Raw genomic sequence first — 25,604 nt, forward strand, 5'->3', positions numbered from 1 at the left:
CTTCACTCGACGGCGCCCGCCTCCCCCGGCACCGGGGAGGCGGGCGCCGTCGTTCTCGACGACCGGGCCCGGCCCGCCCGCGAATCCCCCACCGGGCACGGGCTATCTTGATCGGCATGGCGCCCTCGACTCCGCTTCTGCCCAACTCCCGCACCGAACCCGACGGTTCGGCCGTCGTCAGGGTCCTCGGCTACAACATCCGGTCAATGCGGGACGACACCGACGCGCTCGCCCGGGTGATTCGAGCCTGCGAGCCCGATGTGGTGCTGATCCAGGAGGCACCGCGCTTCTTCCGCTGGCGCAAGAAGCTCGCGCGGCTCGCGGCGGCTTCCGACCTGGTGATCCTCACGGGCGGCGGTACCGCGGCGGGACCCGCGATCCTGTGCTCGCTGCGCGCCACGGTGGAGCGCACCGAGGACGTGCTCCTGCCGCTCACCCCCGGGTTGCACCGCCGGGGCCTCGCCACGGGGGTCGTACGGTTCGGGGGCGCCCGGCTCGGCCTCGTGAGCTTTCATCTGAGCCTGGAGCGCAACGAGCGCTACGCCCAGGGCGGAATGGTGCTCGACCGGGTCGCCCGGATGGGTGTCGAGCACGTGATCGTGGGCGGCGACCTCAACGAACGCCCGGACGGCCCGACCTTCGCACGGCTGGCGAGCGGCCTTCAGGACGGATGGGCCACCGCCCCGTGGGGCGCGGCGTACACCTGGACGCCCACCGACCCCTACCAGCGCATCGACGCCCTCTTCGCCACGAGCGGGGCCGAGATCCTCGGCTGCGGCGTTCCGCTCGGCCACCCGGGGGTGACGGAGACGGACCTGAGGGCGGCCTCGGACCACTTCCCGGTCCTTGCCGCCCTCAGGGTTCCCGCGTCGTAGAGCCGGTCAGACCACCGCACCGCGGCCGGGGTCGTCGCCGTCCTCGTCGTCCGTCCTCATGCGCGCCACCAGTGTCGCGAAGCCGCCGAGGAAGCCGCCGACGCCGAGCGAGGTGAGCCACCAGGTCATCTCCCAGCCGAGCAGTACGGCCAGCAGGAGCAGGATCGGACCGCCGACCACTCCGAGCCAGGCGAACTTCGACGTCGTGTCGCCTGTGGGCAGCGGGGGCGGCTCGGGCGGGACGAAGTGGCCCTCGTCGTCATCGTCGAAGTCGTCCTCGGAGGGCTCCCGCGGTGCGTAGTCGCGCGGGCCCACGCCGGGTGCGAAGGAGATCGAGCTGCCCAGCGGCCTGGCCGGCTCGTCCTTTTCCTCGCCGCGCTCCCCGTCTCCTTCGCCCTTCTCCTCGGTCTGTTCACCGTCCTTGCCGTTCGGCTCCATGGCGGGCAGCGCCAGATCCTCGATCGGCTTGAACGGCTTCGAACCGGGCGGGTCCGTGGGCTCGTCGCCGTACCCCGCGACGATCGCCGCCCAGGCGGCGTCCTCGTCGAAGGGCACGCCCTTCTCGTCCGGCTCGCGATCCTCGCGGTCGGAGTCGTGCTCAGCCACCTGCGGACGTCCCTTCCTTACCGACACTGGGCGCGAGCCGGCCGATGAACGAGTGGCTCTCCTCGTGGATCCGGTCCGCATCGTGGTCCAACGTCGCAACGTGGTAGCTCTGTTCCAGCACGATCTCCGTCACGTCCGTGGACGAGACGCGGCCGAGGATCCGGGTCGAGTCGGCCGGCGGCACCACATGGTCCTGCGGACTGTGCAGAAGCAGCAGTGGCTGCGTGACCTGCGGCAGCTCCCCGTCGACCACGCGGAAGAAGGAGCGCAGGGAGTGCGCCGCGTGCAGCGGCACCCTGTCGTAGCCGAGCTCCGTGCTGCCCTCCTTGGCGATGTCGCTGGTGATGCCCTTCGTCGCCCGGACGAGGTGGCGGGCCACCGGAAGGGCGTACGCCGACAGGCCGTGCACCTTGTTCGCCGGGTTGACGACCACCACGCCGCTCACCGCCTCGCCGTGCTTGGCGGCGAGCCGCAGAGCCAGGGCGCCGCCCATGGACAGGCCGGCCACGAAGACCTGCGCGCAGCGGTCGCCGAGGGCCCGCAGCTCGCGGTCCACCTCCGCGTACCAGTCGTGCCAGCCGGTGAGCTGCAGGTCCTCCCAGCGTGTGCCGTGCCCGGGCAGCAACGGCAGCGAGACGGTGAGGCCGCGCTCGGCGAGATACTCCGCCCAGGGGCGCAGCGACTGAGGGGAACCGGTGAAGCCATGGCAGAGGAGGACGCCGACCTCCCCGCCGTCGTGGCGGTACGGCTCGGCTCCAGGGAGGACCGGCACGTCGGTCTCCTGTTCATGAAAGGGGCTGGGCACGTCGATTGCAGGTACTTCACCGTACGCGACCGCACTGACACCGACCAGGGCCGTCGGCCTCTTTGCGAAACGACCGGGTTAAGGTCTGTTCGACACACACAGGAGGCAGTCGGTTGTTGTACGGCGCGATGAAGGTATCCATCGGAGGGCCGCTGAAGCTTGCCTTCAGACCCTGGGTGGAAGGCCTGGAGAACGTTCCCGCCGAGGGCCCGGCGATCCTGGCGAGCAATCACCTGTCCTTCTCGGACTCCTTCTTCCTGCCCGCGGTGCTCGACCGTAAGGTCACCTTCATCGCGAAGGCCGAGTACTTCACGACACCCGGTCTGAAGGGCCGGCTGACCGCCGCCTTCTTCAAGGGCGTGGGACAGCTCCCCGTCGACCGCTCCGGTGCGCGCGGCGCGGGCGAGGCCGCGATCAAGAGCGGCATCGAGGTGCTGGAGCGGGGCGAGCTGTTCGGCATCTACCCGGAGGGCACACGCTCGCCCGACGGGCGTCTCTACCGCGGCAAGCCCGGTGGTCTCGCGCGTGTGGCGCTGGCCACCGGCGCGCCCGTGATCCCGGTCGCCATGATCGACACGGAGAAGATCCAGCCGCCGGGCAAGGTCATGCCCAAGCTGATGCGCCCGGGCATCCGTATCGGCAAGCCCCTGGACTTCCGGCGCTACCGGGGCATGGAGCAGGACCGCTTTGTGCTGCGCGCGGTGACCGACGAGGTCATGTACGAAATCATGAAGCTCTCCGGCCAGGAGTACGTCGACATCTACGCGACGGCCGCCAAGCGGCAGATCGCGGAGGCGGCGAAGGCGGAGAAGCAGGCCCACAAGGAAGCGGAGCAGGCGCACAAGGAGGAACGGAAGGGCGCCGTGAGGGAACGGCCGGACTCCTAGACGCGTCCGTCCCGGTCGGGGGGAGTGAACCGAGGGGGCGCTCCGGCGGGGGCGCCGCCCAGGTGAACGACAAAGGGGGGACATGGCCAAGCGCGAGCGGGTCATCCGGATGTCGGTCGAGCAGCCGCTGTGGCGTGCGCTGACGGCGTACCGGGTTCTGACGATGCTGTACGCGATCGGGCTCTTCGCGACCGCCTACGGCCATTTCGCCCGGCCCTGGGTGGCCATCGTGTACTACGCCGTGCTGTGCGGCTGGACGCTGGCCACGCTCCCGAGGGTGGCGAACGCCGCGAGCTGCACCAAGCGGTTCCTGGCCGCCGACCTCACGATCGCGCTCAGCGGCATCCTCCTCACCCCCCTCGCCGACACCCATGAGCGGATCCTCGCGGGAGGCCCCACCCTGCCGTCGATCTGGACCGCCGGGTCGGTGCTCGCCTTCGCGGTCAAGGGCGGCTGGCGGTGGGCGGCCCTCGCCTCCACCCTGGTCGCCGCGGCGAACCTGGTCGAGCGCGGTGCACCCGCCCGCGACACCATCCACAACGTGGTCCTCGTCTGGGTCGCCTCCATCGCCATCGGGTACGTCGTCGAGGTCGCCCGTGCCTCGGAGCGCACCCTCGCCCGTGCCCTGGAGATCGAGGCGGCGACCCGCGAGCGGGAGCGGCTGGCCCGGGGCATCCACGACAGCGTGCTCCAGGTGCTCGCCATGGTGCAGCGGCGCGGCACCGCTCTCGGCGGCGACGCCGCGGAGCTCGGCCGGCTGGCCGGCGAGCAGGAGGTCGCCCTGCGCAGTCTGGTCTCCGGAGGCCTGGTGCCCCTCTCACGGGCCTCGGAGGACACCGCGCTCGGCGCGGTCGTCCGGGCGGTCGAGGAACCGGACGCCGAGGAGGGCCCGCTCGATCTGCGTGCCCTGCTGGCCCCGTACGCGGCCGCCCGGGTGACGCTGTCCGCACCGGGCTCGCCCGTGCCGCTCGCCCCGGCCGCCGCGCGGGAGCTGTCCGCGGCCGTCGGGGCCGCTCTGGACAACGTCCGCAAGCACGCCGGGGACGGCGCCCGCGCCTGGATCCTGGTCGAGGACGAGCCGCAGGGAATCGTCGTGACCGTACGCGACGACGGGCCCGGCATCCCGGAGGGGCGGCTCGCCCAGGCGGAGGGCGAGGGGCGGCTGGGGGTGGCCCAGTCGATCTGCGGCCGGCTGCGCGACATCGGCGGCACGGCCGAGCTGATCTCGGTTCCGGGCCAGGGCACGGAAGTGGAACTGAAGGTGCCGAAGGGTGCGAAGGACCCGGACGGCCCGAACGACACGAAGGGCCCGGAGGGCTCACGGGGGAAGGCGGAGACGCGATGACGGGAGAACAGCGGCCGGCCGGGGATCGGCCGGCGGCCGGGCGAAGGGCGGCGCGACCGGCGACGACGGAACCGGCCGGCGGGTGCCGGGCGGCCGCGGCGGGGCTGCCGGGCAGGGCGCGAGGAGCCGGGCGGACAGGGACCCCACCGGGACCGCCGCTCGCAGGGGTGACGGGGGTGGAGAGGCGATGACGGGGGACGTGACCGAGGCCCGGCGGGACTCGACCAGGATCATGGTCGTCGACGACCACCCCATGTGGCGGGACGCCGTCGCGCGTGATCTGGCCGAGGCCGGCTTCGACGTCGTCGCCACCGCGGGCGACGGGGAGCAGGCGGTACGCCGCGCCCGTGCCGCAGTGCCCGACGTCCTCGTCCTGGACCTCAATCTGCCCGTGAAGCCGGGCGTCCAGGTCTGCAAGGAACTCGTCGGTGCCGATCCGGCGCTGCGGGTCCTCGTGCTGTCGGCGAGCGGTGAGCACGCGGACGTGCTGGAGGCGGTGAAGTCGGGTGCCACGGGCTATCTGCTGAAGTCGGCGTCCACGGAGGAGCTGATCGACGCGGTGCGCCGCACGGCGGTCGGCGACCCCGTGTTCACCCCCGGTCTCGCGGGACTGGTCCTCGGGGAGTACCGCCGGCTCGCCTCCGAACCGGCGCCCGCCGCGGACGCCGACGAACCGAAGGCACCGCGGCTGACCGACCGCGAGACCGAGGTGCTGCGGCTGGTCGCCAAGGGCCTGAGCTACAAGCAGATCGCCGAACGCCTGGTCATCTCGCACCGCACCGTGCAGAACCACGTCCAGAACACCCTGGGCAAGCTCCAGCTGCACAACAGGGTGGAACTGGTGCGCTACGCGATCGAGCGAGGGCTCGACGGTGAGTGAACCGTGCCGCGCGCTCCCACTTTCGGGTGAATTGGCGGTGATCAACTGGCCGACATTTCACCGGAATTGACTCTCCGCGCCATGCCGAAGTGACGTGGATCACCATTAGCGTGACTCGCATCAGGCAACCGCGGCGAAGGGACATTTCCAATGCGGGTCGGAGTACTGACCGGAGGCGGCGACTGCCCCGGGCTCAACGCCGTCATCCGGGGCGTCGTACGCAAGGGCGTGCAGGAGTACGGCTACGACTTCGTCGGTTTCCGGGACGGCTGGCGGGGTCCCTTGGAAGGAGACACCGTCCGGCTCGACATCCCGGCGGTTCGCGGCATCCTGCCCCGCGGCGGCACCATCCTCGGCTCCTCGCGGACCAATCCGCTCAAGGAGGAGAACGGCATCCGCCGGATCAAGGAGAACCTCGCCAAGGAGGAGGTCGACGCGCTCGTCGCGATCGGCGGCGAGGACACCCTGGGCGTCGCGGGCCGGCTGGCGGACGAGTACGGCATCAAGGTCGTCGCTGTGCCGAAGACCATCGACAACGACCTGTCCGCCACGGACTACACCTTCGGTTTCGACACCGCAGTCAACATCGCGACCGAGGCGATCGACCGCCTGCACACGACGGCGGAGTCGCACATGCGGGTGCTCGTGGTCGAGGTGATGGGCCGCCACACGGGCTGGATCGCGATCCACTCGGGGCTGGCCGGCGGGGCCAACGTCATCCTCATCCCCGAGCAGCGCTTCGACGTCGACCAGGTGTGCGCCTGGGTGACGTCCCGGTTCAAGGCCTCGTACGCGCCGATCGTGGTCGTCGCCGAAGGCGCGATGCCCAAGGACGGGGACGTCGTGCTGAAGGACGACTCATTGGACTCGTTCGGGCACGTCCGTCTCTCGGGTGTCGGCGAATGGCTGTCCAAGGAGATCGAGAGGCGCACCGGCAAGGAGGCCCGTACGACCGTGCTCGGGCACGTGCAGCGCGGCGGTACGCCCAGCGCCTTCGACCGCTGGCTCGCCACCCGCTTCGGCCTGCACGCCATCGAGGCGGTCCGCGACGGCGACTTCGGCAAGATGGTCGCCCTGCAGGGCACCGACATCGTCCGGGTCCCGATCTCGGAGGCCACGGCCAGGCTGAAGACGGTCGACCCGAAGCTGTACGACGAGGTCGGCGTCTTCTTCGGCTGACGCTTCGGCGGTACCAGGGGCCGACGGTCGCCGTTCCCCGGCGATCGTCCTTCGGGGGTGCCCCGCGAGCGCACCCGCGTCCGCACCCCCGTATATTCGCCGCTGTCAGGCAATCCTGGTCATATCGCCGGAGGGCCCCGTGGAGATCCTCGCGTTCGGTGTGCAGGCCGACGAGAAGCCCCTGCTCGAGAAGGCCTTCGCGGGGCATCACGACATCCGCTGTCTTGATGTCTTCCTCAACGAGGACACGGCGCCCATCGCCGTCGGCCGGGAGATCGTCTGCACCAGCGTCAACTGCGAACTCGGCAGTCGCGTCCTGCAGACCCTCGCGGCCGGCGGCACGCGGATGATCGCCCAGCGCTCCACCGGCTTCAACAACATCGACCTCCCGGTCGCCGAAGGCATCGGCCTGACGGTCGCCCGGGTCTCGTACTACTCGCCCTACTCCGTCGCCGAGTTCGCCTGGACTCTCGCCATGGCCGTCAACCGGCGCATCGTCCGGGCCGGCAACCGCACCCGCGACTTCGACTTCCGTCTCGACGGCCTGATGGGCCGCGACATGCACGGGCGCACCGCCGGAGTACTGGGCACCGGCAAGATCGGCGAGGCGTTCACCCGCATCGCCCACGGCTTCGGCATGCGGCTCCTCGGCTGGGACGTCGTCGAGAACCCGGCGTGTGTCGCGCTCGGCCTCCAGTACGTCTCCAAGGAGGAGCTGCTCACCCGGTCCGACCTGGTCAGCCTGCATGTCCCGCTGATGCCGGAGACCACCCATCTCATCGACGCGACCGCCCTGCGGGCCATGAAGGACGACGCTGTCCTCGTGAACTCCAGCAGGGGCGGTCTCATCGACACCCAGGCTCTGGTCTCCGAGTTGCGTGCGGGCCGCTTCACCGGGGTCGGCCTCGATGTGTACGAGGCGGAGGCGGGCCTGTTCTTCCTCGACAAGTCCCTGGAGCCGGTCGAGGACGACACCCTGGCCCGCCTCGTCACCTTCCCGAACGTGCTGGTCACCTCACACCAGGCGTACTACACCGCGGACGCCGTCACCCAGATCGTCGACGCCACGGTGCGCAACGTCCTCGACTACACCGCGGGCCGCCGCTCCGAGAACGTCCTGGTGCCCAGGTCCACCGACTGACCCAGCAGCTCCCGTACGACGGCGGCGCCGTTCACCGACAGCACCGACTCCGGGTGGAACTGGACACCGGCGAACCCCGGTCCGCGCAGTGCGTGCACCTCGCCGCCCGTGCCGCGGCTCACCTCGACACCGTGCGCGGCCAGCTCGGCGGCCGCCTCGTCGTCGCAGTGCGCCACGAAGCTGTTGTAGAAGCCGACGGTCTCCGGCCGGCCGAAGAGATCGATCTCGGTCTGCGCGCCCTGGTGGGGGATCTCCTTGCGTACGATCTCCAGGCCCAGCTCGGCCGCGATCAGCTCATGGCCCAGGCAGACACCGAGCACCCCGTGCCGGTGGTCCCGGACGACCCGTGCCGTCAGCTCCCGCAGGAACCGCATCCTGGGATCGGCCGCGTCCGAAGGATCACCCGGCCCGGGCCCGAGGACCAGCGGCCCCTCGTGCGCGAGCACCGTCTCCCGCAGCCCCGGCTCGTCGTACCGGTGCACGGTCACCTCGAGCCCGGACGACCGGAGGACGTGGGCGAGCATCGCGGTGAAGGTGTCCTCGGCGTCGACCACGAACGCGTGTCCGGTGAGGTCCGCGGTCCGCTCCTGCATCCGCAGCCAGAAAGGGGCGAGCCGGCCACGCCTGCCGTCGAGCGCCGCCCGCACCCGCGGGTCGTCGCCGAGCCCGGGGCGTTCGCGCTCCGCGCGCGGCCGTGCCGGGCGCGCGCCCAGCGCCGCCAGCACCCCGGCGGCCTTGGCATGGGTCTCCGCCACCTCGCTCGCGGGGTCCGAGCCGCGTACGAGGGTGGCGCCCACCGGAACCCGCAGCCGTCCGTCGGCGTCGATGTCGGCGGTCCGGATGAGGATGGGGGAGTCGAGGGTCTGGGCGCCCCCCGCGTCCCGTCCGAGCAGCGCGAGCGCGCCCGCGTAGTAGCCACGGCCGCCCTTCTCGTGGCGCTCGATCACGCGGCAGGCGTTCTGCACGGGTGAGCCGGTGACGGTCGCCGCGAACATGGTCTCCTTCAGCACCTCGCGCACGTCGAGGGTGGACCTGCCGCGCAGCTCGTACTCCGTGTGAGCGAGGTGGGCCATCTCCTTCAGGCGCGGTCCGACGACGACCCCGCCCATGTCGCCGACCGTGCACATCATCTTGAGCTCCTCGTCGACGACCATCGACAGCTCCTCGATCTCCTTGCCGTCCGCGAGGAAGGTGAGCAGATCCTCGGCCGTCGGGCCGTCCACGGGATAGCGGTACGTTCCGCTGATGGGGTTCATCACGACGGTTCCGCCGGTCCGTTCCCCGCCGGCGCCCTCGGCCGCCGGCGCCTGCTGCCCGCCCCGTCCGCCCGACATCCGCACGTGCACCTCGGGGCTCGCGCCCACCAGCGTCCGCCCGTTCGTCCCCAGCCCCCGCCCTTCCGCCGAAGGCCCCCCGTTCCCGGTGTGCACCACGAAGGTCCAGTACGCGCCACGCTCGCCGATCAGCAGCCGCCGGAACAGCGCGAGGGCGTCGGAGCGGCCGAATCCCGCCACTGTCCCCTCGTACGTCCGCCGGATCACGAAGTTCGCCCCCTCGCCGCGTGCGATCTCCTCGCCCAGCACCCGCCCGACGATCCGCGCGTACTCCTCGTCGGGCACGTCGAAGCCGCCGTCCTCCACCCGGACGTCGTGCCGGGGCAGCTGGTCCAGGACCTCGTCGAGTGGCAGCTCGTAGGACTCCTCGGGCCGCAGGGCCAGCAGCGGGGTGCCGTCGTCACGGACGTCGAAGCCGCGCTCGCGGATCTGGCGGTACGGGACGAGGGCCAGCGCCTCGTCGGGAAGATCGGCGAGTCGTTCGTAGGCGTCGACGCGGCCGATCAGCAGCTCCACGGTGTTGTGGTCGCGCCCGGGCGTACGGCGGCGCAGCAGGGCGAACGGGCGCTCGTCGTGCAGGAGTCGTGTGAGGTCCATGGTTCCTCTTCCGTCTGTCGTGAGGAGGAACGGCCCCGGTCGCACGAACGCCGAAGGCCGCCCCCGGGCGGCCTTCGCGAAGTCGTGGGATACGCGCAGTCAGTGGGCCGCCGGACGAGCGGTCCACCACCAGTTCTGGTTCGAGTGCGCGAACATGCGGCGACCCTACCCCATCGCACGGCGCGCCGAGGGGGATGCGGGCCGGGCCCGGTCGCCGCGCGGCGGTGTGGCACCCAGGGGCGCGCGGGTGGGGAGGCCGCTCGGGCAAGGCGCCGGGGTCCGCCGCCGGTGTCCACGGAGCGTATCCGTCGTCTCACTTTCTGGGCGTGGGCCGGGAGCCATCACGTCACCCCGTAATGTTGAGGGGTGACCGTGAACGCTAAGACCAGCGCAACCGCTGGCAACACCTGGCGAGACCTGCCCGCGGCGCAGCAGCCCGAGTACTCCGACCCCGAGGCTCTGCGCGCAGTGATCGCGGACCTCGAGTCGTATCCGCCGCTCGTCTTCGCGGGCGAGTGCGACCAGCTGCGCGCCCGGATGGGAGCCGTCGCCAGGGGCGAGGCGTTCCTGCTCCAGGGCGGCGACTGCGCCGAGGCCTTCGACGCCGTGTCCGCCGACCACATCCGCAGCAAGCTCAAGACCCTGCTCCAGATGGGCGCCGTGCTCACGTACGCCGCCTCGGTGCCGGTGGTGAAGGTCGGCCGGATCGCCGGCCAGTACTCCAAGCCGCGCTCGAAGCCCACCGAGACCCGTGACGGCGTGACGCTGCCGACCTACCGCGGCGACTCCGTGAACGGCTTCGACTTCACCGAGCAGGCCCGCGTCCCGGACCCCGAGCGCCTGAAGCGGATGTACAACGCCTCCGCCTCGACGCTCAACCTCGTCCGCGCCTTCACCACCGGCGGCTACGCCGACCTGCGCCAGGTGCACGCCTGGAACCAGGACTTCGTGAAGTCGTCGCCTTCCGGGCAGCGCTACGAGCAGCTGGCGCGGGAGATCGACAGCGCGCTGAACTTCATGCACGCCTGCGGGGCGGACCCGGAGGAGTTCAAGACCGTCGAGTTCTACTCCTCGCACGAGGCGCTGCTGCTCGACTACGAGTCGGCGCTGACCAGGGTCGACTCGCGCACCGGACAGCTGTACGACGTCTCCGGCCACATGGTGTGGATCGGCGAGCGCACCCGGCAGATGGACGGTGCGCACATCGAGTTCGCCTCCCGGATCCGCAACCCCATCGGCATCAAGCTCGGCCCGACGACGACGGCCGAGGAGGCGCTGCAGTACATCGAGCGTCTCGACCCGGAGCGCGAGCCGGGCCGGCTGACCTTCATCGTCAGGATGGGCGCCGACAAGATCCGTGACCGGCTTCCCGAGCTGGTCGAGAAGGTCACGGCATCGGGCGCGGTGGTGGCCTGGGTGACCGACCCGATGCACGGCAACACCTTCGAGGCGGCCTCGGGGCACAAGACCCGCCGCTTCGACGACGTGCTCGACGAGGTCAAGGGCTTCTTCGAGGTCCACAAGTCGCTGGGCACCCACCCGGGCGGCATCCATGTGGAGCTGACCGGCGACGACGTCACCGAGTGCGTGGGCGGCGGCGACGAGATCTTCGTCGACGATCTGCACCAGCGCTACGAGACGGCGTGCGACCCGCGGCTGAACCGCAGCCAGTCGCTGGATCTGGCGTTCCTCGTCGCCGAGATGTACCGCGACCAGTAGCCGCTCGGACTGCCATGAACCCTGAAGGTGGGGCGCGGATCACATGCGATCGGCGCCCCACCTGCCTTTTGCGGTCACTCCGCGACGGGTAAGGTTAGGTTTGCCTCACCGATCGATCGGGACGGCACGACCTCGGGTATCCCGTCGGGAGGTGGACCGCGTGTACGTCTGCAGTTGTTTCGGCATCACCGAGCAGCAGGTGAAGCAGCACGCGGAGAACGGCGCCTGCACCCCCCGGCAGATCGCGTCGGCGTGCAAGGCGGGCACGGACTGCGGTTCGTGCGTACGGCGGATCCAGTCGCTGCTCGGCCGCGGGGCCTGCCCGCGCCGTGAGCTCGCCGACCGGGGCGGGCCGGTCCTCTCCGCCGTGGACGGCAAGGACGGTCCCGACGGTCTGGAAGAGGCCGCCTGACCCTCCGGCCGTCGGCTAGCTGTCCGGCTGTTCGATGACCTGTGCGATGTAGAGCGCCTCACCGAGCTTCTCCACCAGGTCCAGCTGGGTGTCCAGGTAGTCGATGTGATCCTCCTCGTCCTTGAGGATCGACTCGAAGATCTTCGCGGACGTGATGTCGCCCTTCTCCCGCATGATCTTGATCCCGCGCCTGAGCCGGTCGATCGCCTCGACCTCGACCTGCCGGTCCGCCTCGAACATCTCCTTCACGCTCTGTCCGACCCGGACATGGAAGAGCCGCTGGTAGTTCGGCAGGCCCTCCAGGAAGATGATGCGGTCCGTGAGCACCTCGGCGTGCCGCATCTCGTCGAACGACTCGTCCCGCGTGTGCTTGGCGAGCTTGTACCAGCCGTAGTTCTCCTGCAGCTTCGCGTGCAGGAAGTACTGGTTGATCGCGGTCAGCTCACCGGTGAGCTGTTCGTTGAGGAATTCGATGACCTCCGGATCGCCCTGCATCGCGCGGGCTCCTTCCAAGCGGAAACTGGCGGGTTGCGCCGCATGATTGCACTGGCGTCCGAACGCGTCCAGTAAGTTCACGCTTAGTGGGAGTTGTCCGATTCGCGTACCGGTTGGTCATGTGCACCCTCCGCGGTCTGTCAGGATGGAGTCATGGGTCATCCGGTGGAGCGTGAAACTCGAGAAGCGGCAGGATCCGAGCTTCCGCCGGGACAGCGACTGCAGCGGGGATGGCCGGTCACCCACTACGGCCCCGTCCCCAAGTTCCGCCCCGAGCGCTGGGAGTTCAGGGTCTTCGGAGCCACCGCCGACGGCGAGAAGCACTGCTGGAACCACGAGGAGTTCACGTCGCTCCCGTATGCGACCGTCGTGGCCGATCTGCACTGCGTCACGAAGTTCAGCATGCTCGGGGCGGAATGGGGCGGTGTGCCGGCGCGCACGGTTCTGGAGATCGCGCCGCCCGCGCCCGCGGTCACCCATGTCATGGTCTGGGCGGAATACGGATTCAGCTCCAATCTGCGCCTCGCCGACTTCGCCTCGGACCGCGCGATCTTCGCCACCCACAAGGACGGCGAGCTGCTCACCGCGGAACACGGCTTCCCGCTGCGTCTGATCGTTCCGCATCTGTACGCCTGGAAGGGCCCCAAATGGGTCCGCGGCGTCGAGTACATGACCGCCGACCGGCGCGGCTTCTGGGAGGAGCGCGGCTACCACAACCTCGGCGACCCCTGGAAGGAACAGCGCTACTCCTACCAGGAGGAGCCCGGGGACGGCCCGGAACTCTGACCTGCCGGCTGTCGGATCAGCCGTGGTAGCGGTGCACCACCGCATGGCCCTTTCCGCGGCCGATCATCCACTTGTTGACCGGCGTGGTGAGCACGAAGGCGAGGGCGAGCGAGACCGCCAGCGAGCCCCAGAAGAGCAGATCGCCGAGATGGGCCTCCATCGCGGACGGCCACAGGACGATCACACCGTTGTCGATCACCTCCATCACGGCGATGGAGAGCGTGTCCGCGGCAAGGGCGACGCGGACGGCGGTCCGGAGGTCGACGCCGGCCCCGAGGACGCCGCGCAGGGTGAGCGAGTAGCCGAAGACGAAGGCGAGCACGATCGCGAGGGCCATGGTCGGGCCGTTGCCCCAGCCCGCAGCCGTGCCGATCACCATGCCGAGCACCTCACCGATGGCGCATCCGGTGAGGCAGTGCAGAGTGGCCCGCGCGGCCGCCTGCCAGGTCGCTCTCCCCGTGCCGTGGCCGTGCCGGTGATGGGCCCGAGTGGAGTGCGCTACGTGGTCGGTGTGTGCCTCGTGCTGCATGGCGGCCCCCGATGTCCGGCTGCGTTTCCCGTCGCCACACAGAACCGTATACCCCATGGGGGTATTCCGCAGCCGTTCGCTCTCAGCCGTCCCGCAGCTTCTTCAGGTGCTCCACGTCCGCCGCGTGCCCTTCCTTGCCGCCCGGCGTCTCGATGATCAGAGGCACGCCCTCGGTCGCCGGATGGGTCATCAGGGCGCGGAACGGTTCCTCGCCGATGTGCCCGGCGCCGATGTTCGCGTGGCGGTCCTTGTGGGCGCCGACCAGGTCCATCGAGTCGTTCGCGTGGATCAGCCGGAGCCGTCCCTCGCCCACCGTCTCCACCAGCAGGTCCAGCGTTCGGTGCATCCCGTGCGGCCCGGTCAGGTCGTGCCCGGCCGCGAAGACATGGCAGGTGTCGAGGCACACACCCAGCTTGGGGTGCGCGTCGAGGGCCTCGAAGTACGGCCCGAAGTCCCAGGTCCGCGAGCACAAGGAGGCACCCTGGCCCGCGGTCGACTCCAGCAGAAGGAAGGGGTCGTCGTCGTGTGTGAGCTCGTCCAGCAGTGGGAGCAGGCGCTCGCGCACCTGGGCGAGGGCGACGGCCCGGTCCCGGCCGCCCGTCGCGCTGCCCGTGTGCACGACGACGCCCAGTGCCCCTATCTCCCGGCCCCGGCGCAGCGAGTGCCGCAGTGACTCCACGGACCTCTCGGCCGTCGCCTCGGTGTGCGAGCCGAAGTTGATCAGGTACGGCGCGTGGACGTACGCCGGGATCGACCCGGCGGCGCACGCCGCACGGAACTCCTCGTCCTGCCGCGGATTGCCGGCGGGCGTCGCCCAGCCCCGCGGATTGGCGACGAAGACCTGCACGGTCTCCGCCCCGAGGTCACGCGCGTAGGCCAGTCCCACCGAGTTCAGACCGCCGGCCACGGGGACATGGCCGCCGATGGGATTGCGGGCGGCACCGGACATGCCGAGCGGGCCATGGGAGGGCTGAGTTCTCACCCTTCAAGGGTGTCATGCGTCCCGTGGCGCGCCGTCAGCGGATCTTGATCGTGATCGTCGACCCCTTGGGCGCCTTGTCGCCGCCTTCGACGGACTGGCTCTTGACCGTCTCGCCGAACAGACCCAGCAGCCCCCGGTCCTCCTCGACCTGGAAGCCCGCTTCCTCCAGGGCCCTCCTCGCGTCGTCGACGCCGTCGCCCACCACGTCCGGGACCTCCACCTGCTCGCGGCCCTTGGAGATCGTCAGCGTGACGGTGTCGCCCTCGCCGACCTCCTTGTCCGCGCCCGGCGACTGCTCGGCGACCTGTCCGGCCTCGAACGCCGACATGATCCGGGTGTCCGCGATCTTCACTTCCAGGCCCGCGTCGCGCAGTTGCGCGGTGGCGTCGTCGATGGAGCTGCCCGTGACATCGGGAACCTCCACGGGGCTGCCCTTGCTCACGGTGAGCGCGATCGCCGAGCCGCCGTGGCGTTCGGTGCCCGCCTCCGGATCCGTGCCGATCACGAAGCCCTTGGGCACGTCCTCGCTGAAGGCGCGCGTGACCATGCCCGCGACGAGCCCGTGCTGCGTGAGCTGCTCCTGCGCCTTCTCCAGCCGGACGCCCCTCAGATCCGGTACCCCGACCGTCTCCGGGCCGTCCGAGACGGTCAGCGTGACGGAGTCGTGGGAGCGGATCCGGGCGCCCGTCGCCGGGTCGCTGCTGATCACCGTGCCACGCGTGACCGTGTCGCTGTAGGCGTGCTTGACCTGCTTGACCTCGAGCCCCGCCTGCCCGAGCCGGTCACGGGCCTCTGCCTCGGTCTTCGCCAGCAGCGGGGGGACCTTGGTGAACTGACCGGAGTTGATGTACCAGACGCCGGTGCCCACGCCGAACAGCACCAGCACGGCGAGAACAACCGCGAACACCCCGCGCCTGGGGCGCCCGCGGCGGGCGGCGGGTGGCCCGGGCGGAGGCATCTCGAGCCGGCTCGTGCGGTTGATCACCGCCGTCCGGGCCTCGGCGTCCGGCGCGACGGGAGTGCGCGGTACGACGCTCGTGCGGTCCTGGGCGTTGTCGTGCTCCTGAGTGATCGCCTGCGGGGGCACCGCCTCCAGCTGCTCGGCGGTGAGCGCGCCGCGCGCCTCGCGGGCCTGTCCGAGCAGGGCCACCGCGTCGCCCGGTCGCAGCCGGGGGTCGCGCGCGGTCGCCGAGGCGACCAGATCGTCGAGTTCGACGGACAGACCGGGAACGGCGGCCGACGGCGGCGGCACGTCCTCGTTGAGGTGCTGGTAGAGCACCTGGGCGGGGGAGTCCCCGTAGTGGGGCTTGCCGCCGGTGAGCATTTCGTAGAGGACGACCCCGCATGCGTACACGTCGACCCGGGGGTCGGCCGTGCCGTGCTCGATCTGCTCCGGGGCCAGATAGGAGACCGTGCCGAGGACGGCGCCCGTCGTGCTGGTGACGGTGTTCACGGCCCGTACGAGCCCGAAGTCGGCCACCTTGACCCGGCCGTCGTCCCCTATGAGGACGTTCTCCGGCTTCATGTCGCGATGCACGAATCCGGCGCGGTGGGCGGCGCCCAGGGCGGCGAGCACCGGCTCGAGGATGTCCAGGGCGGCGCGCGGTTGCAGCGCCCCGCGCTCGCGCAGCACGTCGCGCAGGGTGCAGCCGGCGACGTACTCCATGGCCAGATAGACGTAGGAGCCGTCGGCGCCCTGGTCGAAGACCTGCACCACGTTCGGGTGCGCGAGGCGCGCGACTGACTTGGCCTCGCGTATGAAGCGCTCGACGAACGAGCCGTCGGCGGCCAGCGCCGGATGCATCACCTTCAGTGCCAGGACGCGGTCGAGGCGGGTGTCCACGGCCCGGTAGACCGTGGCCATCCCGCCGACCGCGATACGGGCGTCGATGCGGTAGCGGCCGTCGAGCACATGCCCGACGAGAGGGTCGTGAAGGGTCGTATCCACGCAGGTGAGTCTACGAGGGCATAACGACCCGCCCGACGGATACGGCCGAGCCGGGGTGCGACTGCAGCCGACCTGTGACGCTCGCCGCACCTGTACGGGGCCGTGTGCGCCGGTCCTCAGAAGGCAGGCCGCTCCGGGTCCAGACGGGCGACGCCCTCCGTGGGGGACGACGCCTGAGCGAAGTGCCGACGGGGGATGCGGCCCGCCCTGAGCGCGAGCCGCCCCGCGTCCACCGCGTGCCGCATCGCTTCCGCCATCAGCACCGGTTCCTGGGCCCGGGTGACCGCCGTGGCGAGCATCACACCCGCGCACCCCAGCTCCATCGCGAACGCCACGTCCGACGCCGTACCCGCTCCCGCGTCCAGGACGACCGGCACACGCGCCTGCTCCACGATCAGCTGGAAGTTGTGCGGGTTGCGGATGCCGAGCCCGGAGCCGATCGGCGAGCCCAGCGGCATGATCGCCGCGCAGCCGACGTCCTCCAGCTTCCGGGCGAGGACGGGGTCGTCGTTCGTGTACGGCAGCACCGTGAAACCGTCGTCGACCAGTGTCTCCGCCGCGTCCAGCAGCTCGATGGGGTCGGGCAGCAGGGTCCGCTCGTCGGCGATGACCTCCAGCTTGACGAGGTCCGTGCCGAGCGCCTCACGGGCGAGACGGGCGGTGAGCACGGCCTCGCCCGCGGTGAAGCACCCCGCGGTGTTGGGCAGCACCCGGATGTCCAGCTTCTCGAGCACGGAGAGGACCGATCCGTGCACCGAGGCGTCGACGCGCCGCATGGCGACCGTCGTCAGCTCCGTGCCGGACGCCACCAGTGCCCGTTCGAGCACATCCAGGCTCGGCGCACCGCCGGTGCCCATGATCAGCCGGGACGAGTAGGTCGTACCACCGAGGACGAAGGGGTCGTCGGCCATGGTCAGCCTCCTTGGACGGCGGTGAGGATCTCGACACGGTCCCCCTCGCAGAGGTGCGTCGAGGGCCACTGCGTGCGCGGGACGACGGTTTCGTTGAGGGCGGCGGCCACGCCCGAGGGGGCCGTGGTCAGGATCCGGACCACGGCGTCGAGCGCGGTGTCGGGGGCGATGCGGTGGGGCTCGCCGTTGACCGAGATGTTCATGCGGGCTGCTCCGTGAGTGCCGCGGCGAACCGCGTGGGGGTGAAGGGGCGGGCTTCGTCGGGAAGCTCGCCCGTGGTCAGGACGTGGGCCATGACGTCGCCGGTGACGGGGGTGAGCAGGACGCCGTTGCGGTAGTGCCCGGTGGCCAGCAGCAGGCCGTCCAGCTTCGTGGGCCCGAGCAGCGGCGCGTTGTCCGGGGAGCCCGGGCGCAGACCGGCACGGGTCTCGGTGAGCGGCAGTTCGGTGATGCCGGGGACCAGCTCGTGCGCGTCCCGCAGCAACTCGTAGACACCGCCCGCGGTGACCGCCGTGTTCCAGCCGAGCTCCTCGCTGGTGGCGCCGACGACCAGCTCCCCGTTCTCGCGCGGGACCAGGTAGACATGGCTGCCGCGGACGACGGCACGCACGGTACGGCTCAGGAACGGCGCGTACCGCTCGGGCACGGTCAGCCGCAGCACCTGGCCCTTCACCGGCCGCACGGGAGGCAGGACCTCGTCCGGGACGCCCGCGAGCCGTCCGCTCAGGCTGCCGGCGGCCAGGACCACCTGCCCGGCGGCGAGGTCGTCGCCGTCGGCGGTCCGGACGCCTGCGGCACGGTCGCGCGCCACCGTCAGCCGTTCGGCCCACGTCCGGTGGAAGACGACCCCGGCCCGCTCGCAGGCGAGGACCAGGGCCGCGGCCAGCCGGCGCGGGTCGATCTGGTGGTCTCCGTCGACCCTCAGACCGCCGCGCACACCGGGCGCGAGCATCGGCTCCAGGCGACGGCACTCGCGTCCGTTCAGCCACTCCGCCGCGAGGCCGGACCGCTGCTGAAGCGCGTGCAGTTCCCGCAGGTGGGCACGGTCGTCGGCGTCCAGCGCCACCGCCAGCGTGCCGCACCGGCGGTAGCCGAGGTCCCGGCCGGACGCCTCGGCGAGCTCGTCGGCGAAGTCGGGGTAGCGACGGGCGGACTCGAGGTTCAGGCCGAGCAGCGTCTGCTCCCCGTAGTGCAGTTCGGTGACGGCCGCGAGCATCCCGGCGGCCACCTGGGCGGCACCACCGCCCGGCTCGGGATCCACCACGGCGGTGGAGAGCCCGTGCAGGGCCGCCCGCCAGGCGGTCACCAGCCCGATGATTCCGCCCCCGACCACGAGGACGTCGGATGTGGGTGTAGGAGACATGGGCGTCGAGCCCCCTCCCTTCGCCGGCATGACCCGGATCAGGTTCGTACGGTCGGAGGCCGCCAGCCTCCCTCTCAGCCCGGTGCGTCCGGGCTCCCGCGAGTGCTTTACCTTGGCCACCCTATCCGGTGCCGTTTGCCTCAGTAAGGGAGCCTCCGTACATGGTCCCATCGCTCGAAGGACTGACCTTCGCCCCTGTGGCGGACCAGGCACCCGGACAGGTCGGGACCGGCACCCGGTTCACCTACCACGAGCAGGACGGCGGGATCTGGGCCGAATACGCGGGTGGCGACGTCGTACGCGGCCGTTTGGTGGGTACACGAAGCGGTGACCGCCTCGACTTCCGGTACGTCCAGCTCACGCACGACGGGATCACGTCGTCCGGGCACTGCGAGTCCCGGATCGTGGAGCTTCCCGACGGGCGGTTGAGGCTGGAGGAGTCGTGGCAATGGGAGTCGCGAACGGGCGACGGGACGAGCATTGTGGAAGAGGTCACCCGGCACGCACGCTGACTGACGGTTTGTCAGTTGTCTATGGTGATCAGGTGAGCGAGCAGACGCAGGCGCGGAGCGATTCGGCACGGCGGGTCGTCGTCGTGGGCGCGGGCATGGCCGGGGTGCAGACCGCGGTCGCCCTGCGGGAACAGGGCTTCGGGGGCCGGGTGACGCTGATCGGCGCGGAACCCCACCCGCCGTACGACAGACCGCCGTTGTCCAAGGCCGTGCTGCTCGGAAAGGCCGACGGCTCCGCCTTCGACGTCGACTTCGAGGCCCTGGACATCGGGTTGCGGCTGGGCTGCGAAGTGCTCGGCGTGCGCCCCGACGACCACGAGCTGGACACCACCGAGGGTCCCGTGCCGTACGACGTCCTGGTCCTCGCGACCGGAGCGGAGCCGATCCGGCTGCCCGGCACCGAGGGTGTGCCCGGCGTGCATCTGCTGCGCACGCTGGACGACGCCGAGCGGCTGCGGCCGGTCCTCGCCGAGCAGCACGACGTCGTGGTCGTGGGTGCCGGCTGGATCGGCGCGGAGTTCGCCACCGCCGCGCGCGAGGCGGGCTGCGCGGTCACCGTGGTGGAGGCCGCCGACCGGCCGCTCGCCGGGGCGCTGCCCGAGGACGTGGCCGCGCCGATGACGGCCTGGTACGCGGACAGCGGCGCCGATCTTCGCATCCACGCGCGCGTGGAGCGCATCGAGCCCGGGGCCGTGGTGCTCGACGACGGTTCGCGGGTGCCCGCGGGTGCGGTGGTCGTGGGCATCGGGGCCCGTCCGGCGACGCGATGGCTCGCCGAGTCGGGCATCGCCCTCGGGGTACACGGCGAGGTGCTGGCCGACGACCATCTGCGCACCTCGCTGCCCGACGTGTACGCGGTCGGCGACTGCGCCTCCTTCCCGTCGGGCCGCTACGAGGAGCGTCTGCTGGTCCATCACTGGGACAACGCCCTCCAGGGCCCGCGCACGGTGGCCGCGAACATCATCGGTGAGACGCCGATGGCGTACGACCCGGTGCCGTACTTCTGGTCCGAGCAGTTCGGTCGTTTCGTCCAGTATGTGGGTCACCACGCGGCCGCCGACACCACGGTGTGGCGCGGCGACCCCGAGGGCGCGGCCTGGGCCGTCTGCTGGCTGCGCGGGGGGCGCCTGGTCGGTCTTCTGGCCGTGGGCCGCCCCCGTGACCTGGCCCAGGGACGCCGTCTGATCGAGGCGGGCACCCCGATGGATCCCGAACTCCTGTCCGACCCGTCGCGCCCGCTGAAGGAGGCCACAGCGTGACCGTGTCCGGCGGTCCGTGCGAAGCCCCAGGTGAGAGGGCTTCCGTATCCACCGCAGGGGGCAATCGCGCCCCCGGTGGAGGCGCCCCGCTTTCCGACTGTCGGTCCGGGATGGCACGCTTGATCCCGTGACCGAGATTGACGCAAAGATCGATGCTCTCGTCCCTGCCTGGCTCACCCTCCCCGACATCGCCGAATCACTCGGCGTCGAGGTGACCCGGGTACGGCAGCTGGTCAAGGAGGGCCAGCTCATCGCCGTACGCCGTGGTGAGAACCGTGCACTGCACGTCCCCGCCGCCTTCATCGACGGGGACAAGGTCGTCAAGGGCCTGTTTGGCACCTTGACGCTGCTGCGGGACGACGGCTTCACGGTCGAAGAGATGATCGAGTGGCTCTTCACCCCGGACCCGACCCTGCCCGGCACCCCTGCGCAGGCTCTGAGCGAGAATCGCGGCACGGAGGTGAAGCGCCGCGCGCAGGCGCTCGCCGTCTGACCCGATCCGAGAACAACCGTCCGGCGTACGGGCCGCGGTCCCCGGGCCACGGCCCCTGGGCGAGCGTGCCCACCGCGGCCCGTACGCCACCGACCACGGGGGGACCCACCGTGCCCGACACAGGCCGCACCGCCCGGCTCGCCGACGCCCGCGTCTACCTGTGCACGGACGCCCGCAAGCGGCAGGGCGACCTCGTCGAGTTTCTCGACGCGGTCCTCTCCGGCGGCGTCGACATCGTGCAGCTGCGCGACAAGGGCATGGAGGCCGCGGAGGAGCTGGAGCACCTCCAGGTCTTCGCCGACGCCTGCTCCCGCCACGGCAAACTGCTCGCGGTGAACGACCGCGCCGACGTCGCGCACGCCGCCGCGTCCGACGTCCTGCACCTCGGTCAGGGCGACCTCCCCGTACCCGCGGCCCGCGCCCTCCTCGGCGACGACGTCCTCCTGGGCCGCTCCACGCACAGCGAGGCGGAGGCCGAGGCCGCCGCGGTCCAGGACGGTGTGGACTACTTCTGCACCGGACCCTGCTGGCCGACCCCCACCAAGCCCGGCCGTCCCGCCCCCGGACTCGGCCTGGTCCGGCACACGGCCGCCCTCGGCACCGAGCGGCCCTGGTTCGCCATCGGCGGTATCGACCTGGACAACCTGGACGAGGTCCTGGACGCGGGTGCCCGCCGGGTGGTCGTGGTGCGCGCCATCACGGATGCGGACGACCCGGGCGCGGCGGCGTCGCAGTTCGCGAAGCGGCTGCGTACCGTCTGACTCGGCCGGTCTGTCCGAGGGATGGACAACAAGTCGACAATTCGGGCAAATTTCCAGCATTCCGTTGGGGGACCGCCGCTCCCTGGCTAACCTGCGACTATGGCCCTTGGAACCCCGTCCACGAGGACTGATCGCGCGCGGACGGTGCGCGAGATCCTCGCCACCGGCAAGACGACGTGCTCCTTCGAGTTCTCGGCGCCGAAGACCCCCAAGGGCGAACGGAACCTGTGGAGCGCGCTGCGAAGGGTCGAGGCGGTCGCCCCGGACTTCGTCTCCGTCACGTACGGTGCCGGCGGTTCCACGCGTGCGGGCACCGTCAAGGAGACCCAGCAGATCGTCGCCGACACGACGCTCACCCCGGTCGCCCACCTCACCGCGGTCAACCACTCCGTCGCGGAACTGCGCAACATCATCGGCCAGTACGCGGACGCCGGGATCCGCAACATGCTCGCCGTCCGCGGCGACCCGCCCGGCGACCCGATGGGCGACTGGGTGGCGCACCCGAGCGGTCTGACCTACGCGGCCGAACTCGTCCACCTCATCAAGGAGTCGGGCGACTTCTGCGTCGGCGTCGCGGCGTTCCCCGAGATGCACCCACGCTCGCTGGACTGGGACACGGACGTCGCCCACTTCGTCGCCAAGTGCCGGGCCGGCGCCGACTACGCGATCACACAGATGTTCTTCGAGCCGGAGTCGTACCTGCGCCTGCGCGACCGGGTCGCGCAGGCGGGCTGTGCGACCCCGGTCATTCCCGAGGTCATGCCCGTCACCAGTGTGCGGATGCTGGAGCGGCTGCCGCAGTTGAGCAACGCCGCCATCCCCGCGGGGCTGAAAGAGCGGATCCTCACAGCGAAGGACGATCCCGCGGCTGTACGCTCGATCGGCATCGAGGTCGCCACGGGGTTCTGCGCGAGGCTGCTGGCCGAGGGAGTCCCCGGACTGCACTTCATTACACTCAACAACTCCACGGCGACGCTGGAAATCTACGAAAATCTGGGTCTGCACCATCCGCAGCAGACCTAGACCCGTCGCACCGGCATACGACACACTGCGTAGCGGCCACTGGGAGAGGGGCGTACATGGGCTGGACGGTCCTCTACATCGCGTTCGGCATCGTCGCGTTGTGGCTGCTGGGTGAGGTGCTGCTGCAGTACAAGGCGCGGCTGCGCTGGCGTCTGCTCGCCTTCGTGGGCTTCCTCGGTGTCGTCTTCGGCGTGCTGATCCCCTCCGTGGTCGTCATCGGTCTCGGCGCGGCCGCGTTCGCGGTCGGGCAGACCTATGTCACGCTCTCCTTCCGCCGCGGCTTCGCGGCCGGCTGGGCGGTCGGCAACCGCCCGCGCGAGGGCGCCGAGGGCGGCAGCAAGCGCCGCCGGGGCGAACCACCGGTCCACGAGGAGCAGGTGGCGGCGGAGGAGTCCGAAGTCGAGTCGACCGCCGGCGGAACCTACCGTCAGGACGACGGGTACGACGAGGCCCACGACAACGTCTTCGCCCAGCAGCAGCCCGCGGAGACCCCGGCCCAGGGGACCGCGGTGTACGAGCCGCAGCCGCTGCCCGAGGACACCGGTTCCTACGGCGTCTACAACCACGAGGCGTACGCCGCCGCGGGCGATCCGTCCTATGCCGGTGCCGGTGCCGGTGCCGGACAGGCCCAGGACCAGCAGGCCTATGCGTACGACGGCTACGCCGGGTACGGCCAGCAGCAGTACGGATACGACAACGGCCAGCAGCAGTACGCCGGCTACTCCGACCCGTACCAGGGCACGCAGACCTACGACGGCTCGTACGATCCGTCCTACGGCGGCCAGGAGCAGTACGGCCAGCAGGCGTACGGCCAGGACCAGTACGCCACGGGCACCTACGGCGAGACCCCGCCCGGCGGCGTCTGGGTCCCCCAGCAGCGCACCACTGAGGACGCCTACGGCGGCGAGCTTCCGCCGGAGCAGCAGTACCCGTACCAGCAGCAGGGCAACGGCACCACGCAGCCGCACGGCTACGACGAGCAGTACCGCTTCTGAGCGGTCGCGCCCGCCGGCGTCCTCACTGCGAACCCCGGAAGCCGGGTCCCTCCACGATCAGTCCGGCGACCAGCGCGCCCGACATGCCGGCATGAGGCAGGCCGCCGCCCGGGTGGGACCAGCCGCCGACCGTGAGAAGGCCCGGCACACGAGTGGTGTTGGACGGCTGCAGCAGCCGACCGCCGGCCGCGGCCAGGGCCGGTGCCGGGACCGCCCCGCCGGGCACACCGGTGTCCTCGGCGATGTCGGCGGCGGTGCGCACCTCGCGCCACAGGAGCCGGTCTCGAAGATCCGGCAGCGCGCGCCCGGCGGCTTCGAGGATCCGGTCCACATCGGGCTGGGACACGGCCGGGCCGGAGGGCACCGTCACCGTCAGCGTGACGGCCTCGTGCCCGTGGGGCGCCGACGCGGGGTCGTCCGGGCGCAGCATCGTCACCGTGGGGGTCGCGGCAGGCCCCACGGGGTCGCCGAAGATCCGGTCCAGCTCGCCCTCGCGGTCGTGGGTGTGGACCACCGTCCGGTGGGCGGCCTCCTCGGGACGGCCGCCGCGCAGTGCCAGCAGTACCGTCAGCCGGCTGGGCATCCCCCGCTGCGGTGCGACCTCGTCCGCTCCCCGCACCGCCGTCGTGCCGGGCAGGAGCCGGTCGAGGACCGCGGGCGCCACTCCGGCCACCACATGGTCCGACTCCACCACGGAACCCTCGGCCAGCTCGAGCCCGGCCGCCCGGCCGTCCTTCTCGACGATCCCGGTGACCTCGGCACCGAAGACGAACTCCACCTTCCGGGCCAGGCAGCGCTCGTACACCGCGCGTGCCAGCTCCCGTATGCCTCCGCGGACATACCAGGTGCCGAATGCGTGCTCCATGTACGGCAGCACGGCCGCGCTCGCCGGAGCGGTCCGGGGATCCAGACCGTGGGCGAGGGCATGGCTGTCCAGCAGGGCCGCCAGCCGTGCGTCGCGCAGCTCCCAGGCGCCGATCTCCGCGAGCGTGCCGGCCCGGCGGGTGCGCAGCAGCTTCTTGTGCGGCACCGCCGGATAGGGCTCACGCTCGGCGAGCGCCGTCCAGTCGGGCCACAGCGGCTCCTCCAGGAGCGGCCGGCGGGTGCGGTCCCATGCCTCGCGGGCCCGCACCAGGAAGTCGCCCCAGCGGCCGCCCGCACCCGCGCCGAGCGCCGCGTCCAGCGCCGACACGACTCCCGCGCGCGACGCGTTCGGCAGCGAGACCTCCGTGCCGTCCGCGAAGAGGTGCCGGGAGGCGGGATCCACCTGGACCAGCTCGACGCAGTCCTCGAGCGGCTCCCGGCCGGTCTTGACGAACAGATCACGGTAGACCGCGGGCAGCGGCAGCAGGCCCGGGCCGGTGTCGAAGGAGAAACCGTCACGCGAGAGACGGCGCACCGCGCCGCCGTACGTCTGCGTGCGCTCGTACACCACCACCCGGTGGCCCGCGACGGCCAGCCGGGCAGCGGCCGCCATCGCGCCCGTGCCGGCGCCGATCACCGCAATCCGTGCCATGTCGGTGACTTTATCGGCCGCCGCCGACAGCCCGGCCACAGGCCTGTGACCAGCGCGTTCCCCGGGCCGTCGAGCGGCTTCGCCCAGGCGCGGGGAGCAGTGGCGCGGAGCCGGCCGGCACCAGCGGGGGCCGCGGCCACCTGGGGGTGAGTGCCCAGGGCTGAGTATCCGTACCTAGCCGATGAGTTGAGTACCCGCGCGGATGGGACCCGACCTGCGCGAACGAGACAGTGGAGGCACGGAGAGGGACG

At 71.2% G+C, this 25,604-nt stretch carries 26 protein-coding genes and 1 riboswitch; of the genes, 15 read left to right on the top strand and 11 right to left on the bottom strand.

Annotated elements, in window-relative coordinates:
• Positions 1–116: 116 nt before the first annotated feature.
• Complete coding sequence (locus RCR19_RS26990) at positions 117–875, top strand: endonuclease/exonuclease/phosphatase family protein (RefSeq protein ID WP_331267482.1); 759 nt, start codon at positions 117–119, stop codon at positions 873–875.
• Positions 876–881: 6 nt separating this feature from the next.
• On the opposite strand, the gene RCR19_RS26995 is transcribed toward RCR19_RS26990, so the two are convergent.
• Positions 882–1,481 (bottom strand): hypothetical protein, encoded by a 600-nt coding sequence (locus RCR19_RS26995; protein ID WP_331267483.1) that lies wholly within the window; start codon positions 1,479–1,481, stop codon positions 882–884.
• The gene (locus RCR19_RS27000; RefSeq protein ID WP_331267484.1) at positions 1,474–2,253 is read right to left on the bottom strand and encodes an alpha/beta fold hydrolase; all 780 of its coding nucleotides are present in this window, start codon (positions 2,251–2,253) and stop codon (positions 1,474–1,476) included. The genes RCR19_RS26995 and RCR19_RS27000 overlap by 8 nt, the downstream gene beginning before the upstream one ends.
• A 161-nt stretch (positions 2,254–2,414) precedes the next feature.
• On the opposite strand from RCR19_RS27000, the gene RCR19_RS27005 reads away from it, so the two are divergent.
• The 5 genes from RCR19_RS27005 to RCR19_RS27025 all read left to right on the top strand — a co-directional run bounded on the left by RCR19_RS27005 (position 2,415) and on the right by RCR19_RS27025 (position 7,718).
• Positions 2,415–3,173, top strand: a complete 759-nt coding sequence (locus tag RCR19_RS27005; protein ID WP_059133304.1) for a lysophospholipid acyltransferase family protein — start codon at positions 2,415–2,417, stop codon at positions 3,171–3,173.
• An 82-nt stretch (positions 3,174–3,255) separates the two neighbouring features.
• Positions 3,256–4,518 carry a DUF5931 domain-containing protein gene (locus RCR19_RS27010; protein ID WP_331267485.1) on the top strand — a complete coding sequence of 421 codons (1,263 nt, stop codon included), beginning with the start codon at positions 3,256–3,258 and terminating at the stop codon, positions 4,516–4,518.
• A gap of 187 nt (positions 4,519–4,705) precedes the next feature.
• Entirely contained in the window at positions 4,706–5,398 is a 693-nt protein-coding gene (locus tag RCR19_RS27015; RefSeq protein WP_331267486.1) for a response regulator transcription factor, read from the top strand.
• 150 nt (positions 5,399–5,548) lie between these two features.
• A complete protein-coding gene (locus tag RCR19_RS27020) occupies positions 5,549–6,577 on the top strand; it encodes a 6-phosphofructokinase (RefSeq protein WP_059133261.1) in 1,029 nt (342 codons plus the stop codon).
• Between the two features lie 139 nt (positions 6,578–6,716).
• Positions 6,717–7,718 carry a 2-hydroxyacid dehydrogenase gene (locus RCR19_RS27025; RefSeq protein ID WP_331267487.1) on the top strand — a complete coding sequence of 334 codons (1,002 nt, stop codon included), beginning with the start codon at positions 6,717–6,719 and terminating at the stop codon, positions 7,716–7,718.
• Here RCR19_RS27025 and RCR19_RS27030 read toward each other — a convergent pair.
• Positions 7,664–9,649 (bottom strand): anthranilate synthase family protein, encoded by a 1,986-nt coding sequence (locus RCR19_RS27030; RefSeq protein ID WP_331267488.1) that lies wholly within the window; start codon positions 9,647–9,649, stop codon positions 7,664–7,666. The two genes, RCR19_RS27025 and RCR19_RS27030, sit on opposite strands and share 55 nt — an antisense overlap.
• Before the next feature lie 366 nt (positions 9,650–10,015).
• Between RCR19_RS27030 and RCR19_RS27035 the strand changes: the two genes are divergently transcribed.
• Together RCR19_RS27035 and RCR19_RS27040 are read left to right on the top strand one after the other, a co-directional pair.
• Positions 10,016–11,368 carry a 3-deoxy-7-phosphoheptulonate synthase class II gene (locus tag RCR19_RS27035; RefSeq protein WP_331267489.1) on the top strand — a complete coding sequence of 451 codons (1,353 nt, stop codon included), beginning with the start codon at positions 10,016–10,018 and terminating at the stop codon, positions 11,366–11,368.
• A 160-nt stretch (positions 11,369–11,528) separates the two neighbouring features.
• Complete coding sequence (locus RCR19_RS27040; protein ID WP_331267490.1) at positions 11,529–11,780, top strand: (2Fe-2S)-binding protein; 252 nt, start codon at positions 11,529–11,531, stop codon at positions 11,778–11,780.
• A gap of 15 nt (positions 11,781–11,795) precedes the next feature.
• On the opposite strand, the gene bfr is transcribed toward RCR19_RS27040, so the two are convergent.
• Positions 11,796–12,275 carry a bacterioferritin gene (gene bfr, locus RCR19_RS27045; protein WP_059133256.1) on the bottom strand — a complete coding sequence of 160 codons (480 nt, stop codon included), beginning with the start codon at positions 12,273–12,275 and terminating at the stop codon, positions 11,796–11,798.
• Positions 12,276–12,428: 153 nt separating this feature from the next.
• Between bfr and RCR19_RS27050 the strand changes: the two genes are divergently transcribed.
• Positions 12,429–13,061, top strand: coding sequence for a sulfite oxidase-like oxidoreductase (locus RCR19_RS27050; protein WP_331267491.1), 633 nt, complete (start codon positions 12,429–12,431; stop codon positions 13,059–13,061).
• A 16-nt stretch (positions 13,062–13,077) separates the two neighbouring features.
• Here RCR19_RS27050 and RCR19_RS27055 read toward each other — a convergent pair whose 3' ends face one another.
• The 6 genes from RCR19_RS27055 to thiO all read right to left on the bottom strand — a co-directional run bounded on the left by RCR19_RS27055 (position 13,078) and on the right by thiO (position 18,794).
• Positions 13,078–13,590, bottom strand: a complete 513-nt coding sequence (locus tag RCR19_RS27055; RefSeq protein ID WP_331267492.1) for a DUF4396 domain-containing protein — start codon at positions 13,588–13,590, stop codon at positions 13,078–13,080.
• An 82-nt stretch (positions 13,591–13,672) separates the two neighbouring features.
• On the bottom strand, positions 13,673–14,539 hold the full coding sequence (locus tag RCR19_RS27060; protein ID WP_331269567.1) for a deoxyribonuclease IV: 867 nt from the start codon (positions 14,537–14,539) through the stop codon (positions 13,673–13,675).
• Positions 14,540–14,606: 67 nt separating this feature from the next.
• Positions 14,607–16,520, bottom strand: a complete 1,914-nt coding sequence (gene pknB, locus RCR19_RS27065) for a Stk1 family PASTA domain-containing Ser/Thr kinase (RefSeq protein ID WP_331267493.1) — start codon at positions 16,518–16,520, stop codon at positions 14,607–14,609.
• A gap of 116 nt (positions 16,521–16,636) precedes the next feature.
• Complete coding sequence (locus RCR19_RS27070) at positions 16,637–17,431, bottom strand: thiazole synthase (protein WP_331267494.1); 795 nt, start codon at positions 17,429–17,431, stop codon at positions 16,637–16,639.
• 2 nt (positions 17,432–17,433) lie between these two features.
• A complete protein-coding gene (thiS, locus tag RCR19_RS27075) occupies positions 17,434–17,634 on the bottom strand; it encodes a sulfur carrier protein ThiS (RefSeq protein ID WP_059133250.1) in 201 nt (66 codons plus the stop codon).
• Entirely contained in the window at positions 17,631–18,794 is a 1,164-nt protein-coding gene (gene thiO, locus RCR19_RS27080; RefSeq protein ID WP_331267495.1) for a glycine oxidase ThiO, read from the bottom strand. Before thiO ends, thiS begins: the two co-directional genes overlap by 4 nt.
• Positions 18,793–18,904: riboswitch (TPP riboswitch) on the bottom strand. (Overlaps the previous gene by 2 nt.)
• Before the next feature lie 51 nt (positions 18,905–18,955).
• Between thiO and RCR19_RS27085 the strand changes: the two genes are divergently transcribed.
• From RCR19_RS27085 to RCR19_RS27110, 6 genes are all read left to right on the top strand, one after another.
• On the top strand, positions 18,956–19,306 hold the full coding sequence (locus tag RCR19_RS27085; RefSeq protein ID WP_331267496.1) for a hypothetical protein: 351 nt from the start codon (positions 18,956–18,958) through the stop codon (positions 19,304–19,306).
• A 32-nt stretch (positions 19,307–19,338) separates the two neighbouring features.
• The gene (locus tag RCR19_RS27090) at positions 19,339–20,565 is read left to right on the top strand and encodes an FAD-dependent oxidoreductase (RefSeq protein ID WP_331267497.1); all 1,227 of its coding nucleotides are present in this window, start codon (positions 19,339–19,341) and stop codon (positions 20,563–20,565) included.
• 127 nt (positions 20,566–20,692) lie between these two features.
• Positions 20,693–21,058 (top strand): Rv2175c family DNA-binding protein, encoded by a 366-nt coding sequence (locus tag RCR19_RS27095; RefSeq protein WP_331267498.1) that lies wholly within the window; start codon positions 20,693–20,695, stop codon positions 21,056–21,058.
• Positions 21,059–21,168: 110 nt separating this feature from the next.
• Entirely contained in the window at positions 21,169–21,819 is a 651-nt protein-coding gene (gene thiE / locus RCR19_RS27100) for a thiamine phosphate synthase (RefSeq protein ID WP_059133245.1), read from the top strand.
• 99 nt (positions 21,820–21,918) lie between these two features.
• Positions 21,919–22,842 carry a methylenetetrahydrofolate reductase [NAD(P)H] gene (gene metF / locus RCR19_RS27105; RefSeq protein ID WP_331267499.1) on the top strand — a complete coding sequence of 308 codons (924 nt, stop codon included), beginning with the start codon at positions 21,919–21,921 and terminating at the stop codon, positions 22,840–22,842.
• Between the two features lie 56 nt (positions 22,843–22,898).
• Positions 22,899–23,837: a hypothetical protein gene (locus RCR19_RS27110; protein ID WP_331267500.1), complete on the top strand. Its 939-nt coding sequence runs from the start codon at positions 22,899–22,901 to the stop codon at positions 23,835–23,837.
• 22 nt (positions 23,838–23,859) lie between these two features.
• Here the strand turns inward: RCR19_RS27110 and RCR19_RS27115 are convergent, their stop codons facing one another.
• Positions 23,860–25,353 (bottom strand): NAD(P)/FAD-dependent oxidoreductase, encoded by a 1,494-nt coding sequence (locus RCR19_RS27115; protein ID WP_331267501.1) that lies wholly within the window; start codon positions 25,351–25,353, stop codon positions 23,860–23,862.
• Positions 25,354–25,604: the final 251 nt, after the last annotated feature.

The sequence above is a fragment of the Streptomyces sp. WAC07094 genome (assembly GCF_036320405.1).
In the GTDB taxonomy this organism is placed as follows: domain Bacteria; phylum Actinomycetota; class Actinomycetes; order Streptomycetales; family Streptomycetaceae; genus Streptomyces; species Streptomyces lannensis.